This is a genomic window from Variovorax sp. 01T439_2, from assembly GCF_056398445.1.
On record NZ_JBFTPJ010000152.1, the window covers coordinates 1 to 15,657 of the forward strand.

The window sequence follows — 15,657 nt, forward strand, 5'->3', positions numbered from 1 at the left end:
GTGCAATCTTGCTTGCAACTGCTCCGTTCGAGCGACTGTGACCCCGTTGTTTTGAAGAAGTCCGTTCCAGGATTCATCGGGAATCGAATTCAGTTTGCTGTGCTGAGAGAAGCCCTCCACATGCTCGATACTGGCGTAGCTGATGCGGAGACAATCGATTACGTCATCACTCAGACGGTTGGACGTCGGTATCGATGGTCCGGGCCGCTTCAAAGCGCAGATGTGGGCGGCCTAAAAACTTTCATGTCCGTAAGCTCCCAGCTTTGGCCAGAACTTTGCGCTGATGAAGAGCCTCTTGCCGGCCTTCAACGCCTTGTTGATTCTGGCGATTTCGGATATGCGAGCGGCAAAGGGATTTTCACTTGGGACGACGAACGCCGCCAGCGGCTTGAGCAAACGCGGCTTCGCATGCTGCAAGACATCATCAAAAACTAGGGGCAAGGAGCGAAGGGCGCACTGAACCGTGAACGTGACGACCTCACCAAAACTATTGAACCAGTCTCGGACCAAAGGCCTGGCACCGATCAACGGACCAATGGTGCCGCAGCTTCGAGGCCTGCACTGAGATCAGCCTGCCGCTACGCGAGGAAGGCCGAGATCCCCGGTTCATAGCATCCGTCAGCATCGACGTTCTGCGCGTCCGGTCGCGCAATGCTCGGGGCGGTAGTGGCGCGTCGTTGTTCGTCTTGCGCGATCGCACGGCGGGTCCTACCGACGCTGCGTTGCGCAGGGACGTGCTTGTTCAGTTGCGCATCCGTGAAGCCACGGCACCGTTGTTGCATGGACGTCTCATGCAGCCTTCGGCAGCTGCATCTGCAAACTAAGCCCCATCGAATACTCGGCCCGTCTGCGGGCCGCCTAAGGGCGGCGGATTGTGCCCCGCCATCAAACAGTCGATCACTAACGATCATCGTTTCCGGAATAACGAGAACTTCGCAATGCCGGCCGACTGTTGTGTGCGGGACGTAGGGCGTGCGCACCGAGCGCTCTGATGGCTTCAGGTTGGTGTTTCTGCGGCCACGGCGGCTGGCAGCGCGGTCGCCGCAGCGCTGGCATCCCTGGGCAGCTTGGTTGAGAAACGGGTTCTGTCATTTCTGAGCCAACGATCTGGCCGCGCGAAGCCAACGGCAATTCCATCCTGCGGATACCTTTGCAGTACTCACAAACGAGGGTTCGACGGATCGAACGGGTATGCGGGCCATGGCGATGACGCTGACGGCTCGCTAGTGTTCAACATCGGGACGCGATTCTTCGTCATATGAATCGCGCCTTCAGAAAGACTTTGATGATCTCTTATTCTGGAATCTCAAGAACCGGGCGCAGGGCGGCACTTTACGCCGCGTTGGTGACCTCAACCCTTCTGGTCGCCTCGAATCCAGCATCAGCCCAAATCGGCAACCTGGCCAAGCAGAGCGATATCACGCCGCTTTGTGGATCGAAGCCTGCCGTGGTTGCCCTTCTGGACGGGTTCGGCGGTGCCGCCTGGTTCAAAACGACCGCGCAAGAGTTCAGAGATGAACTCTCGAAGTGCAAGAACGTCACGAAGGTCGTGTGCAAAGACAGTGAAAACGGGCAACGTAATCTTCTTGGGCGGCCCCCCGGGCGCGACCTCTTCGCAGCGCTTCATGGATGCCTTCAAAGACGGCGTCAAGAAGCACCCTGGCCTTAAGTTGGTCGAGGAAAACTATGTCGTGACCAACTGGAATCCTGCCGATGCCCAGAAAGCAATCACGGCGCTGATTGCGAAGCACGGAAAGATCGACGGGATCGGCTCCGATTACGGCTTGACAACGAATGCGGCAATCAAGGCTTTTGAGCAAGCCGGCCTCCCTATCCCCGCGCAGGCAACGCTTGCTAGCAGCAACGAGCTCAACTGCAAGTACCTCGAGTACAAAAAGGCTGGCAAGGCGTGGCCGTACTTCTCGCTTGATGGCACCACGACCTTGATCCGCGCTGCCGCGAGGCGCGCAATGGCAGCGCACTCGGGCACGCCATACACGGAACCGCTTGGCTGGAGTCCCTATCCCTACGTCGACAGCACAACCAACACGGACCCGCGTTGCGACATGTCCTTCCCTCCTGATGCAGACCTGTCTGGCAGGCTGACGAATGCTGCTCTGACTGAGCTGTTCAAATAGCTCGGCTTCAGGAAGGAACACCGCAATGGCTCCGAGCAATACTGCCCAGCCCGTACTTTCAGCGCTCGACGTTGGCAAGTCTTACGGCGCCGTGCGGGCGTTAAATGGCGTGACGCTGATTGTGCAGCCGGGCGAAGTTCATGGCCTGATAGGGCAGAACGGGGCCGGTAAATCGACCCTCATGGGCATCGCATCCGGCGCGGTCATACCGGATGCGGGACAGGTTCTCATTGCCGGTGAGTCGACCATCGGTGACCCGCATCGCGCGCGTCAGCTCGGGCTTGCCATGGTGAGACAGGAGCCGGCATTGATGCCTGACTTGTCCGTTGCGGAAAACCTGTATCTCGGCGTCACCGCCGAGTTTCGGCCACCTGTCAGCGATCTACAGGTATGGGCAGCTGGCTTGTTGAAGCGCTGGAGAAGTGCGTCAGGCATCGAGCCTGGCGCGCGGGTGAATACACTGACTTCCGAGCAGCGCTTCATAGTCGACATCGTCCGCGCCCTTGCCTGCTGTCCGCGCGTCCTTGTTCTGGACGAGCCGACTGAACATCTGCAGGCGAAGGATGTCGAGCGTCTGTTCGAGTGCATCGCGGAAGTGACGGCGGGCGGTACCGGGGTCATCTACATCTCACACCGGATTCGAGAGGTCCGACAGATTGCGGACCGCGTGACCGTGCTGCGCGACGGCCGAGGGCAGGGAACCTATCAAGTCGACGGCTTGAGTGAACAGATGATCATCGAGCTTATCGTCGGAGCTTCGATCAACGCCGAGTTTCCTGCCAAATGCACACAGCGAGTTGGTGCGCCCATCCTGGAAGTGGCCGACTATCGCGGCGTTGGAGTCGACAACGTGTCGATGAGCTTGTTCCCTGGTGAGATCCTTGGGTTGGCTGGGGTGGACGGCAACGGTCAACGAGAGTTTCTCAGGTCGCTTGCCGGACTGAATCCTGGCGAGGGGCACGTATGGGTCAATGGTCAGTCGAAAACGCTTCGGCATCCGGACCATGCAACCGAAGCAGGGATGCAGTTCATCTCGAACGACCGGCATGCCGAGAGCGTCTTCGAGGACCTTCCAATCACTGCCAACTTCAGCCTTCGAAGTCTGGCGAAAGACGTCCGACGCGGTATTGTCAACTCGCGGGGTGAAGGCGTTCGTGCCCGGGAAACTCTGTCAGCGCTCTCCGTCAAGCTTGGCTCCCTCGACGATCCAATCAGGTCGCTGTCGGGTGGCAACCAGCAAAAGGTCGTCATCGGCGGCGCCTTGGCTGCCGAGCCGGCGGTGCTTCTTGTTGACGAGCCGACGCAGGGTGTCGACGTCGGCTCGCGGCTAGAGATCTATCGAATTCTCAGAAAGACTGCGGCCGAGGGCCGGGCGGCCATCGTCGTGTCTTCGGATGCGGCCGAGCTTGCCGGGCTTTGCGACCGCGTCCTCGTGTTCTCTCGTGGCTCCGTGGCTGCGGAGCTTGCCGGCGAGAAGGTCAGCGAGAATGGAATCATCTCGGCCATCCTCACTGCAACGAACGTCCGTCAAGGACTACACGCCAAGGCGAGCCGCTCGAAGACAGGCCCCGCAAGACTCGCCGAGATGCTGTCCACGGACTGGGCACCCCTTGTGATGATTGCAATTGTGGTGACCCTGTTGGGAATCTTCACGGCGGCATCCAACGAGAACTACCTGAGCGGCCGCAATTTCAGCGGAATGCTCGCGCTGATATCGACCTTGGCGCTGGTTGCATGCGCGCAGCAGGCGCTGATGCTGGTAGGTGGAATCGACCTTTCCGTGGGGCCATTGATGGGCGTCATTGTGGTGAGCCAGTCCTTTTTGCTGTCAGGTCCATTGTCTGGCTTCGGCGTCGTGGGTAGCGTGGTGGCCGTCATTGCCATCGCCATGTTGGTCGGAGCATTCAACTGGGTGCTTGTAGAGCCGATCGGCCTTCATCCGATGGTCGCGACGCTAGCGACGTTCATGGCGTTGCAAGGCGTCTCGCTCGTGCTCAGACCCACGTCAGACGGATTGATCAATGACGTGGTGATGGACGCCATCAACCTGAACTTCGGTTTTGTGCCGCTGACATTTGTGATCGTAGTCGCGCTGGCCTTGTGCATGGACTTCGGAGCACGTGGCTCGTTTGTGGGCTCCGTTCTAGGAGCGGTCCTGATCGCGCAGGTGAATGTCGCGACCACCTTCCTCGGGCTCAGCGAGGCTTGGCAGTCCTATCTGCTGGGCGCCATGATCATCGCAGCCGTCGCGGTCCATTCCAAAAGCCGTCAGCTCGTGCTTGCCGGTTGATCGACCAGATGCTTACGAACATGAACTCGCACGTCGACGTCAAGAAGCTCCCGTCCCGGATGATCAAACTGCCGCCATTGGCGGTTGGTGAATTCGGATTCGTCTGGATTGCGATTGCCCTGCTGGTGCTGCTATCGGCGTGGTTAGCGCCCGATACCTTGCGCTTGGGCGCGCTGACCGCCATGGCCCCGTTCGCGAGCTTTCTCGCAGTCGTGGCGGTGGGCCAAATGCTCGTCATTCGCCAGCGTGGCCTGGATATGTCAGCGGGCAGCTTGATGACGATCGCCGGGTTGGTGCTGGCCATCCTTGCAAATCGTACCGGAATGATCCTTCTTCCTATCGTTGCCACCGTCGCCATCACGGCGCTCTTCGGGACGGTGAGCGGAATTTTGGTAGCACGCGTCAACATCAGCCCGATCGTCGCCACCCTTGCTGTCGACGCGTTGCTGCTCGGAGGGGTGAGGGCGATCTCGGGAGGAACGGCAATGACCTTGCCGAAAGGCTTTCAGGATCTGACGCACACGCACATCCTGGGACTGCCGTCCAGCCTCGTATTCGCACTCGCCAGTATCGGCTTTGTTGCAGTACTGGTGAACAAGACGTTGACGGGACGACGTTTTGTCGCCGTCGGCACGAGTCCAAGGGCGGCTGCCGCGTCGGGGTTGCGTGTACTTCGTTACCAGGTCGGCGCGTATGCGGCGGCTAGCGTGTGCTTTGGGCTGGCCGGCATGATGCTCGCAGGTTTCGTGGGATCGGCGTCGCAGACCGCGGGCGCCGACTACCTGCTCCCTGGCATCGTCGCCGTGATCGTGGGCGGAACGCAGTTCAGCGGCGGCAGAGGGAGCATCGTGGCAACCGCTCTCGCCGCGCTGTTCATGGCCCAACTGCAGCAGCTGGTTCTCGCCCTTGGCGCAAGCCCGGCGGTTCAATTGCTCGTGCAGGCCGTGGCGATCATCGTAGCGGTCGGACTCAGAGCGCTTCCGCGGTTGAAACAGCGTCTTCAGTCCAAAACCTAGATGCATCCCCTGGAGCATGGATCGATTTCCGGTGGCTCGGGTGTAAGTTGAGACGCGGACTCGCGCTCCACCTGCTCGCCCGCATCGACCGCTACTGCCTGGCGTATCACTATGTGCTCGCATCGCAAACTGATCGGCTTCATCGCGCTGAAACCGTCGGCCAGGGCTTGGCCCGTGGCCATCACCCCTGCGTCTTCGCCGCTCGTTCCGTGGGCGTTGGCCCGTCCAGCCGAGCCTATGAGCAAGGTTCTTTCCGAACTTGCGTCCAAGAATCTGCCAATGGCCTTGCGCCTGCGCAGTTGTGGGTACCATGTTGTGCCATCGCGTTCATGAGCAGCGGAAGCGCGGGTGAAGCTATCAAGCCGCCCCACAGCAACGAAACGCCTGTCAGAATTCGTGGCCTACCTCCATTCGCCGAGACACGGCGATGTCGAAGTCTTACTCCATCAGGTGTCCTTTTGGCGCGACGGCCGATTCGAAGACGATCGGCGTGCGCGGCGGCGAACTTATGGGTGGAGCAGATAGATTCAGCCCTTCGATGTGGATCCGCGATGGAAAGGTCTTTGTCGACGGCGAAACTCCATGGATGTGCATTCGGCCTCGCGTTTGAAGAACTTGACGAAGTTGGACAGATCGCTGAAGCCAATACGTTCGGCAATGTCCGAGACAGACAGTTCCGTGTGCGCCAACAGCCGCTTGGCCTCCAGAACGACCCGCGCCGAGATGAAGGCCTTGGGATTCATGCCCGCGGAGTCCATCGTGGCGCGGGCAAGGCTTTTCTCGGAGCATCCCATGCGCTCGGCGTACCGGGACGCATGATGCCAAGCGGCGAAGTGCTTCTCCACGAGCGACTCGAACTCCTTGAAACGTTGCGATGCAGGACTCCGGGCTGCAACACGTGCCTCGTTCTGTGCATGGATGATGCGAATCCTAGTCAGCAATGCGCAGAGCTGGTAACGCAGCAGTGCGTGCATGTCCACTGCCGCTGCGCCCATTCGCGTGTCGTCGTGCATCTGCGCGATCGCGCGGGTGACCATGGCCGCTTCAGTGTCGGCCGGCACCAGATGGGTTGGCAGTCCGTCCAGATCGGAAACGCCGGTTTGACTGACCTCGATCAGGGACGAAGGCAACAGAAACTCGGGCCGAAACAGGACCATCCATCCGTCCCAATCTTCCTCGGGTCCGAAGCTGTGGGCCATGCCCTGTCGCACCAACACCAACGAGCCTGGCGCACAGGGGACTGACTCGAAGTCCAACAGTTGCGTGCAAACGCCACGGGTAACGCAGAGCAGTGTCAGGAATGCATACCGATGCGTTGAACCCAGGATCTCAGTACCCACCCGCCGCCGCAGGTCGGACACGCGGAAGATTTCCAGATCGAGTGGATAGTCTCCGTCCGGCTGATAGTCCAGGCGCTGGATTTCGAGGACGCGCCGTTGTTCCTTTGTCATCGCTTGCTTCCGCCAGCCGAGCCTGCTCGGCTCAGTGTCCAATATTGACAACCATTGGACCATTCTCGCCGGCCCGATCCTGCGGTCGTCCCCACGATCGCGATCTTCAAGAATAATGCGGAGTTCAATGTATTGGCTCATCACCTGAGCAGGATCGAGCAGTCATGTCCAGACCCGTGCGCCGAGCGCTCGCCGCCGCAGCCCCGAGAACCGAGCCAAGCTGGCGAGAACAGGAACACCTGCTTCTCGGTGAGGTGATGCGCCTTGTAGGCAAGAGCTTGGCCCCCGACGTCGTGTTTCGGGAAATGCTCCACCTCATGTCCGAGCTTCTAGGTCTGAATCGGGGACGGGTTGTGCTCCTGGACTCCTTCGAAAAAGGAAGCGAGCGCTCGTCGCCATTCGAAGAGGCTTCCATCCACTTTGCCTACGGCCTGACGAAGGCCGAGATGTCCCGTGGCCGGTATGTGGTCGGAGAGGGCATCACGGGGGCGGTCCTGTCCACCGGCCAGACGAGCATCGTGCAAAGCATTGATGCCGATCCCCGGTTCCTCAATCGTGCCGTCGAACGCTCGCGGCTGCCTCAGGAGACGGTCGCGTTCATTGCAGTCCCCATCGAGCTGGGCAAGACAACCATCGGCGTCCTCGCGGCACACCGCATCCGGCGCAGGAATCGAGCGCTCAGCGAGGATGTAGCCGTTCTCCGTCTCCTGGCAACGCTGTCGGGTCAGCTTCTGCAATTGCGCCAACTGGTTCAGGCGCAGACGAGAGAGCTCGAATCCAGGAATGCCTTGCTGAGCCAGGCGCTTGAGTCGGCGACCGCTCGCTACGGCATCATCGGGCGTTCGCCTGCGCTGCTGCGCGCGCTGGCAGAACTCGAACGGGTGTCGCACGCTTCAGCCAGCGTTCTCCTTCTCGGTGAGTCAGGCACGGGCAAGGAGCTGTTTGCACGAGCGCTCCACCTCGCCAGTGCGCGACATGACGGACCGTTCATCAAGGTCAATTGCGCTGCCATTCCTGAGACGCTGTTTGAATCGGAACTTTTTGGCCATGAAAAAGGCGCGTTCACCGGGGCGTCGACCTCACGTGCCGGGTGGTTCGAGCAAGCCAATCATGGAACGATCTTCCTCGACGAGATCGGCGAGATGCCGCTCGCCATGCAGGCAAAGCTGTTGAGGACGCTCCAGGAGGGAACCATCATCCGCCTGGGCGCCAAGCGAGAGATGCCCATCAATGTGCGTGTGGTTGCGGCCACCAACCGGGAGCTTGCCGTCGAAGTGGCAAGTGGGAATTTTCGGCAAGACCTGTTCTATCGCCTCAATGTCATTCCGATCAGCCTGCCGTCGCTCGCGCAGCGCCGCGAGGACATCCGGCCGCTGGCGCTGCATTTCCTGAACAAGACCAACCAGCAGAACCAGCGCAATGTCCACTTCTCGCCGCAGGCTCTCGATGCGCTGGAGGAACAACTGTGGCCTGGGAACATCCGTGAACTCTCCAACGTCATCGAGCGTACGGTTCTGCTCACCGATCAAGCGATCGTCTCTCGCAAGGAGATCGAGACTTGGCGTCCCGAAACCAGCACCAGCGCGTCCATCGCCCGCAAGCATGACGCCCATTCTGTCAACTCAGGCTCGTCGGGAGCGCCCTTGGTGAGGGAGTATCGGCCGTACGGGTCTCACGACGCCGAGGACCTGCGCAACGCGATGCGGCTTCACGGTGGAAATCAGTCTCGTGCTGCGCAGTCCCTAGGCCTGACTCCCAGACAGTTCGGCTACCGATGGCACAGGCTTGCTGCACAAGAGAGCACCTAGTCGAAGTCGTAACGACGAAATGCATGTGCCATGCACGCCTACAGTCCGTTAATGGGGATCTTGAGGTAGCGCACACCGTTGGCTTCCATCGGAGGTAGCTGGCCACCACGGATGTTCACCTGGATCGCCGGCAGGATCAGCGCGGGCATACCCAGTGTTGCATCACGGCGCTGGCGCAACTCCACGAACTGATCCTCGCTGACACCGTCGCGCAGGTGAATGTTTGTATGGCGCTGCTCTCCGACCGTTGTCTCGGCGCGTGGTTCACGACCTTCAGGCGGATAGTCATGACACATGAAGAGTCGCGTCGCCGTTGGCAGGGCCAGAATCCTCCGTGCCGAGTGGTACAGGGCGCGGGCGCTCCCGCCTGGAAAATCGCACCGGGCGCTCCCGACATCCGGCATGAACAGTGTGTCGCCCACGAAAGCAATCAGCGGCATGCCGTCTTCGGCTTCGATCACGTAGGCCACGTCCGCCGGGGTATGGCCCGGCACATGCATGGCCCGAACCTGAATAGGGCCCATACAGAACACCTCGTCGGGTTCGAACAGCCGCCCGAACTGAGAACCGTCGAGTCGGAGCTCCGACGGCAGGTGGAAGACTTCTTGAAAGGTGCTCTGCACAGCAAGAATGCCAGAGCCGATCGCAATAACACCCCCCAGGCGCGCTTGGAGATAGGGTGCGGCCGAGAGGTGGTCTGCGTGGGCATGCGTCTCGAGGATCCACTCGACATGGAGGTCATGGGCTCGCACGAACTCGATGACGGTATCGGCCGACTGCGTTCCAGTCCTGCTGCCCTTGGGCTCGAAGTTGAGCACCGAGTCGAGGATGGCGCATGCGCCGCCATCCTCGACGTACAGAACGTAGGTGAATGTGCAGGTGTCCGCATCGAAGAACGCGTGTACGAGCGGTCGAGGAGATTTGATCATTGGACCCACCACTCTCGCGCTTCAGACGGACCAGGTTCGGTACAAGAGAAAAAGCGCGACCGCGATTGAGAGAACGGCAAAGCCGGTCTGAAGGACCAGGCCCGGCAACTTCGGCAATACCCTACGGCCCACGAACATGCCGGCCATTGCGGCAGCGATGAACACGAAACCTGTGGGCGCCACCTGGGCTCCCATGCGCAATGCGCTGGCAGCCGCACCCATTGATACCAGCGCAATCACGAGCAAAGAGGTCGCCACGATGCCGTGCATTCGAAGGTCGGTCCACTGCTTGAAAGCTGGCACGATCAGGAAGCCGCCGCCGACACCCAGCATGCCGGTCAGCAGTCCGGACAACGAGCCGATGCAGGCCAATGTGGCCGCGCAACGCGCGGTCCACTTCAGCCGCCCGGTCGAGGGATTCAACATGCAGTTCTTCTCGGCGGCGGAAATTGCATCGGCTGGCGTGTTTCCAATGCCGCGCCGCAGCAACAGCCTTCCGGAGGTAATGAACATCGCCGCCGCAAACAGCGTCATGAGCACGGTCGGGGAAAGCGCCCGGGCGACCCTTGCGCCAAGCGGCGCGAGCGCGACGCCAATGCCCGCCATCAGCAACGCTGCGCGCCACCGCACCAGATTCTTGCGCAGTCCGTCGATGGCTCCCAATCCGGCAGAAAATCCAACTGCCAACAAGGCTACCGGGGCGGCAGCATGCGGTTGCCAACCCATACCCAACACGAGAGCAGGAACGGCAAGAATGCCGCCACCGGCGCCTGTCATGCCAAGCACCAGGCCGACGCACAGCCCGTAGAGCATGGCGATGGTCACTCTTGCGTCCGCGCCTGGGTAGGCCGGTTCTTGTCGAGGCTGCAGTCCATTTGCTCAGTACTGCTTGTAGGGAAGGAATTTGCCGCTCATCACGATGCGGACGCGATCACCCGCAGGGTCTGCCTCCCGTTGGAGGTCCATCTTGAAATCGATCGCGCTCATGATGCCGTCACCGAATTCCTCGTGGATGAGCGCCTTGAAAGTCGTGCCGTAGACGTTGACCATTTCGTAGAAGCGATAAATCAGCGGGTCGGTCGGCACCGCGGTAGGCAGCGATCCCTTGTACGGCGTGACCATCAGCCACTTCGCTTCCTCGTCAGACAGGCCGAAGATCTCTGCAAGCGTGCCAGCCTGTTCCTTGCTCAGCGTCATCTGACCGAGGCACGCGGACGTGACCCATTCCTTGCTGAGTCCCACTTTGGCTGCGATTTCCGACCACTTCAGGCCCTTGGAAACCTTGGCAGAGATGATCTTTTCAGTAACGTCGATGCGGTTCATGAGTATTCCTTCAATGACAGGTGATGGTTTGAATGATCAGACGACGCGCTGCAGCACAGGTTTGACAGCGATCGGTTCTTCGAGCCCCGGCTCGGCGAGGTCGGTRACTTGAAGCCCAGGAGTCACGAATGGCGGCTTCAGCGGAGCGCGCCCGCCGGAGAGGTCCTTGGACCTTGTCACCAGAAAGTCGACCAGGTGATTGCGGATGCGGTAGTACTGCGCATCGTGATGCAGCGTCGCGCGCTGGCGGTCCGCAGGCATCGTGTTCACCACAATCTCCGCTACACGCGCCTGTGGGCCGTTGCTCATCAGCAGGATCTTGTCGGCCAGCAGGATGGCCTCGTCGACGTCGTGCGTGATCATGAAGACGGTCTGACGGGTTTCGCGGCAGATTCGCAGCAGCTCGTCCTGGATCGTTCCGCGGGTGAGCGCATCCAGCGCACCGAATGGCTCGTCCAGCAGCAGCATCTTCGGCTGGATGGCAAATGCGCGGGCGATGCCCACGCGCTGTTTCATGCCGCCCGAAAGCGCGGAAGGCTTCTTGTCGATCGCCTGATCCAGGCCGACCAGCGCCACGTACTTCTGCACGTGCTCGTCGACCTGCCTGGCGCTCCATTGCGGCCACTTGCTGCGCACCGCAAAGGCGATGTTCTTCCTGACTGTCAGCCATGGCATCAGTGCGTGCCCCTGGAAGACGACGCCCCGGTCGAGGCTGGGCCCGGCAATCTCGCGGCCACTCATGATGGCCACGCCAGCCGTGGCCGCCTCGAGGCCGGCAAGGACATTCAGGATGGTGGTCTTGCCGCAACCGGAGTGGCCGATGATGCAGGCGAACTCGCCCTTGGCCAGTTCGAAGTTGACGCTGTCGAAGACGGGCTCCGCACCAGGAACGTAGGTCTTCGCCAGGTTCTCGATCTTCAGAAAGCCGCTTGCTGGCTCACCGCTCCTGTATTCATTCGGCATACGTCACCGCCTTCTGCGCCTTGGCAAAGACAAGATCCAGCGCCATGCCCACCAGTCCGATGGCCAGGATGGCGAAGATCACGTTGGTGAGCGAGAGGTTGTTCCACTCGTTCCACACGAAGTAGCCGATGCCGGTTCCTCCGACCAGCATTTCTGCCGCCACGATCACCAGCCAGGCAATGCCCATGCTGATGCGCATGCCGGTCAGGATGGTGGGAGCGGCGGCGGGCAGGATGACCTCGATCGCCTTGCGCATCGGCGTGACTTGAAGCGTCCTGGAAACATTCAGCCACTCGCGCCGCACGCCGGCCACGCCGAAGGCGGTGTTGGTCAGCATCGGCCAGACGGAGCAGATGAAGATGACGAAGATGCCGGAGATCGACGAGTCCTTGATGGTGTAGGACAGATGTCCGACGATCGTGGAGCCCATCTGCGCGGGAGTGGGGAATGCCGACTTCGAAGGCGCACCGCCGCCCGCCTGCGGATCCTTGCCCATGAGCTTCGCGTACTCGCTCTGCTCGGCTGTGAGCGTCGGCGCTGCGGTCTTGGTGGGCAGCGTGGCGGTGTACCAGATGACGAGAATGAACGCGAGGAAGAAGGCAGAGAGAAGCGCCGCCTTCGCGCGAAGTGTCTTGGGCTCGTTCATGCCGGCGTCTTCCTGATGGAGAAACTGTCGGCATAGGCTTGCGCCTTGTTCGGATCGAAGGTCTTGCCCATGATTTCGTACTTGGGATAGGCGCTGCCGTCCGACGCCTGTTGACCGATTTCTCGCATGGCCCGCTTGGCATCGGTCAGCAGGAACACTTTCTCCGCGATCTGCTTGTAGTCGACATCTCCTTTGATGTAGCCCCAGCGCTTCATCTGCGTCAGCATCCAGACGGCCATGCCTTGCCAGGGCATGGGGTCGAAGTCCACGCGGGCAGGCACGTTGACGATGTTGCCCAGGCCGTCGGCGTACCTTCCGGTCAGCACCTGGGTCAATACGGCTTCCGGCTGGTGGAGATAGGCCTGCGGTGCAATCACCTTGGCGATGAGCTCCCGGTTCCTAGGATCGCGGGCCATGGCGGCGGCGGTCAGCACGGCGCGGTACAGCGCCGCGAAGGTGTTGGGGTTCTTCTGGATGAACTCCGTCGACGTGCCGAAGGCGCAGCAGGGATGGCCGTTCCAGATGTCTCGTGTCAGCAGATGGATGAATCCCACTTCTTCCACGACAGCCCGCTGGTTAAAGGGATCCGGGCCGAGAAACCCGTCGATGTTTCCGGCCCGCAGATTGGCGACCATCTCCGCAGGCGGAACGACGCGCAGTTGAACGTCGCGCTCAGGGTCTAGGCCGGCTTCGGCCAGGTAGTAGCGAAGCAGAAAGTTGTGCATCGAATGCTCGAATGGGATGGCGAACTTGAAGCCTTTCCAATTCTTGGGATCGCGATTGGACTTGTGCTTAAGCGCGAGAGTGATGGCTTGTCCATTGATGTTCTGGATCGTCGCCACGTTCATCGGCTGCGGGTTCGAGCCCAGTCCCATGGTGATCGCCAATGGCATCGGCGACAGGAAGTGCGACGCGTCGTACTCGCGGTTCATCATCTTGTCGCGCACCAGTGCCCAGCCCGCCGTCTTCACGACCTGGACGTCCAGCCCCTGCTTGCTGTAGAAGCCCAGCGGCTCGGCCATGATGAGTGGCGTAGCGCAGGTGATGGGAATGAAGCCGATCTTGAGATTTTTCTTCTCGATGGTGCCCTTGTCCTGGGCCATCGCCTGGAGGCTCGCGACCGGGAGCACGCTGGAGATCGCGGCCATGGCGGTTCCCTTGCCGACGGCGCGCAGGAAGCGGCGGCGCACGGCATCTTGCGGGAAGACGGCCTTGACCAGGCTCGCCTCGATGAAGTCGTTGGAGTAGTCCTCGAACGCGGCGGTCTCGCTGCGCCGGATCAGCTCCCTGGTGGCGGATGCGGCGCTTGCGGCTTCATGTGCCGCTGCGGAAGCATGTCGGCCGCATGCGCAGCTCATCATGAGCGGCGCATCGGCATCGTAAGGGTCGAAGTAGCGCATGGGGGCTTTCTGAGGTTGGCGATGAGTAAGTGCGTGGGCGGCCTGTGGCTGCGTCAGACCGTGAACCTGCGAGATCCTGTCTTGACGCGTACCAGCGGGCGAACGTGCGTGTAGGTCGGTGGTGCACAGCCTGTCAAATGGGCGGCGATGACCTGCGCCTGCCGCGCAATCGGCTCGATGAAACGCGTCGCTTGGCCGTCGATGCTGATGCAGTCGCCGAGCGCATAGATGTTCGGCACGCTGGTTCGCAGGGCATCGGCACTGACCGAGATGCCGTTGTTCCAGGCCAGGCCGGCGCTCTGTGCCAGGCGACCGGGCGTCTGCAGCCCGGTGGCGGCCAGGACGTGATCCCCGTTCAGAACGAGGGCGCTGTCAGTCTTCACGGTCATGCCGAAGTCTGTCTTCTTCACCTGCTTGACCCGCGTGTTGCCCATGAACTCGATTGCGAGTGGTGCCCAGGCGTCGAGCAGGTCTTGGGACGACTGCGCAGGCAACAGGCCGGCCAGTGGCCGGTCGGCCACGTCGAGCAAGACGACCGCGTGGCCCGCCAGAGCCAGGTCATTGGCCAGTTCGCAACCCACCAGGCCTGCCCCCACAACGACGATTCGCCGCGCATCTCCCGACGCATCCACGGCTTGGCGGAACTTGGCGTAGCACCGCAGGTCGTTGATGGCCCAGCACAGATCGGCCGGCAATGCGGGGTCCGGGCGCGGAGCTGCGCCGTGGGCGAGCACCAGGCTCTTGTATCTGACGGTGCCCCTGGTCGTGCGCAAAGCATTCGTTCCTGCGCAAACGCTGATGGCGTGCGTTTCGGACATCAGGCGTACGTTCAGACGATCGGCTGCTTGACGACCTGCTTCCTTGACCAAGGCCGCAAGGCTGATGGCCCTTGCCAATGCGACAGACAGGATCGGCTTGTCGTAGACGTCGCCGCTGCAGTTCGTCACAAGGGTGATGGGCACGTTGACATCGCGCTCGCGCAGAACGCGTGCCATCTGCCATCCGGCGGCTCCCGCGCCCACGATGACGACGCCCGGTTCAGCGCGGCGGCTGTGCCCGGTGTGGCTGGGCGAGCCCGCTTGCGCCACTCTGGCCTGCGGCACGTAGATCTCGAAGTCAGCCTYGCCCACGCCGCACAGGGGGCAGGACCAGTCGTCCGGAATATCCTCGAAGCGTGTGCCCGGCACCAGGCCGCTGTCCGGATCGCCGGTCGCCTCGTCATAGATCAATCCGCACGCCCGGCAGATGTACTGGCGAAAAACGGCCGCCGCGTCGGCCCCGCGCACGGCGAGGGCAGGGGCGCTCATGACGGCGTCACCGGGCTGCTCAGCCGGGCCATTTCTCGACGCAGGTGCTTGATCGCCGGCGTGACGATGGCCACGAAGTGGGACTCGCGAACCCTGCGCTGTACCGCAGACGACAGCAGATAGCCGCGCGCACCTTGGTGCATGAGGGCGGACTGGGCCGACCGCAGCGCGAGCTCGGAGGCGTGTGCGCGCACGTCCAGCACATCGAGCAGGGCAGGCTGACCGCCCTCGCTGGCGATGCGGGCCAGCGCGAACGTGCGATCGGCCAGGGCATCGAGTTCGGCCTGCAGTGCGGCAGGACGATCCTCCAGGAACTCGTTCACATGGGCGAGCTGCTGCTCGACATCCCACATCGAGTCGATCGCACCTTGCGAGACGCCCAGGCC

14 protein-coding genes and 1 pseudogene are annotated in these 15,657 nt (G+C 61.5%); 5 read left to right on the plus strand and 10 right to left on the minus strand.

Annotated features, from left to right (window positions below; all coding sequences use genetic code 11):
• Positions 1–435: 3-hydroxyacyl-CoA dehydrogenase family protein (locus tag AC1DOC_RS09875; protein ID WP_478129733.1), on the plus strand; the 435-nt coding region annotated here is incomplete at its 5' end.
• Positions 436–1,381: 946 nt separating this feature from the next.
• Here the strand turns inward: AC1DOC_RS09875 and AC1DOC_RS09880 are convergent.
• Entirely contained in the window at positions 1,382–1,627 is a 246-nt protein-coding gene (locus AC1DOC_RS09880; protein ID WP_478129739.1) for a hypothetical protein, read from the minus strand.
• On the opposite strand from AC1DOC_RS09880, the gene AC1DOC_RS09885 reads away from it, so the two are divergent.
• Genes AC1DOC_RS09885 through AC1DOC_RS09895 form a run of 3 tightly spaced genes read left to right on the plus strand, consistent with a single transcriptional unit; the run spans position 1,515 to position 5,444 of the window.
• Positions 1,515–2,138 (plus strand): substrate-binding domain-containing protein, encoded by a 624-nt coding sequence (locus tag AC1DOC_RS09885; protein WP_478129734.1) that lies wholly within the window; start codon positions 1,515–1,517, stop codon positions 2,136–2,138. The two genes, AC1DOC_RS09880 and AC1DOC_RS09885, sit on opposite strands and share 113 nt — an antisense overlap.
• Before the next feature lie 25 nt (positions 2,139–2,163).
• Complete coding sequence (locus AC1DOC_RS09890) at positions 2,164–4,428, plus strand: ATP-binding cassette domain-containing protein (protein ID WP_478129735.1); 2,265 nt, start codon at positions 2,164–2,166, stop codon at positions 4,426–4,428.
• 20 nt (positions 4,429–4,448) lie between these two features.
• The gene (locus AC1DOC_RS09895) at positions 4,449–5,444 is read left to right on the plus strand and encodes an ABC transporter permease (protein ID WP_478080801.1); all 996 of its coding nucleotides are present in this window, start codon (positions 4,449–4,451) and stop codon (positions 5,442–5,444) included.
• A gap of 527 nt (positions 5,445–5,971) precedes the next feature.
• Here AC1DOC_RS09895 and AC1DOC_RS09900 read toward each other — a convergent pair.
• A complete protein-coding gene (locus tag AC1DOC_RS09900) occupies positions 5,972–6,895 on the minus strand; it encodes a helix-turn-helix domain-containing protein (protein WP_478083495.1) in 924 nt (307 codons plus the stop codon).
• 164 nt (positions 6,896–7,059) lie between these two features.
• Here AC1DOC_RS09900 and AC1DOC_RS09905 point away from each other — a divergent pair, with 164 nt between their 5' ends.
• Positions 7,060–8,703 (plus strand): sigma-54 interaction domain-containing protein, encoded by a 1,644-nt coding sequence (locus AC1DOC_RS09905; protein WP_478129736.1) that lies wholly within the window; start codon positions 7,060–7,062, stop codon positions 8,701–8,703.
• A 38-nt stretch (positions 8,704–8,741) separates the two neighbouring features.
• On the opposite strand, the gene AC1DOC_RS09910 is transcribed toward AC1DOC_RS09905, so the two are convergent.
• From AC1DOC_RS09910 to AC1DOC_RS09945, 8 genes and pseudogenes are all read right to left on the minus strand, one after another.
• The gene (locus AC1DOC_RS09910) at positions 8,742–9,632 is read right to left on the minus strand and encodes an MBL fold metallo-hydrolase (protein ID WP_478079915.1); all 891 of its coding nucleotides are present in this window, start codon (positions 9,630–9,632) and stop codon (positions 8,742–8,744) included.
• A gap of 21 nt (positions 9,633–9,653) precedes the next feature.
• Positions 9,654–10,457 (minus strand): sulfite exporter TauE/SafE family protein, encoded by an 804-nt coding sequence (locus AC1DOC_RS09915; protein ID WP_478083496.1) that lies wholly within the window; start codon positions 10,455–10,457, stop codon positions 9,654–9,656.
• A gap of 54 nt (positions 10,458–10,511) precedes the next feature.
• A complete protein-coding gene (gene cynS, locus AC1DOC_RS09920) occupies positions 10,512–10,955 on the minus strand; it encodes a cyanase (protein WP_478079913.1) in 444 nt (147 codons plus the stop codon).
• Positions 10,956–10,991: 36 nt separating this feature from the next.
• Complete coding sequence (locus AC1DOC_RS09925) at positions 10,992–11,918, minus strand: ABC transporter ATP-binding protein (protein ID WP_478079912.1); 927 nt, start codon at positions 11,916–11,918, stop codon at positions 10,992–10,994.
• The gene (locus AC1DOC_RS09930; RefSeq protein ID WP_478129737.1) at positions 11,908–12,564 is read right to left on the minus strand and encodes an ABC transporter permease; all 657 of its coding nucleotides are present in this window, start codon (positions 12,562–12,564) and stop codon (positions 11,908–11,910) included. Before AC1DOC_RS09930 ends, AC1DOC_RS09925 begins: the two co-directional genes overlap by 11 nt.
• A complete protein-coding gene (locus AC1DOC_RS09935; protein ID WP_478079911.1) occupies positions 12,561–13,964 on the minus strand; it encodes a CmpA/NrtA family ABC transporter substrate-binding protein in 1,404 nt (467 codons plus the stop codon). Before AC1DOC_RS09935 ends, AC1DOC_RS09930 begins: the two co-directional genes overlap by 4 nt.
• Positions 13,965–14,017: 53 nt before the next feature.
• Entirely contained in the window at positions 14,018–15,271 is a 1,254-nt protein-coding gene (locus tag AC1DOC_RS09940; protein ID WP_478129738.1) for an FAD-dependent oxidoreductase, read from the minus strand.
• Positions 15,268–15,657: pseudogene (locus AC1DOC_RS09945) on the minus strand (acyl-CoA dehydrogenase); the annotation flags it as partial. The gene AC1DOC_RS09940 and the pseudogene AC1DOC_RS09945, both read right to left, overlap by 4 nt.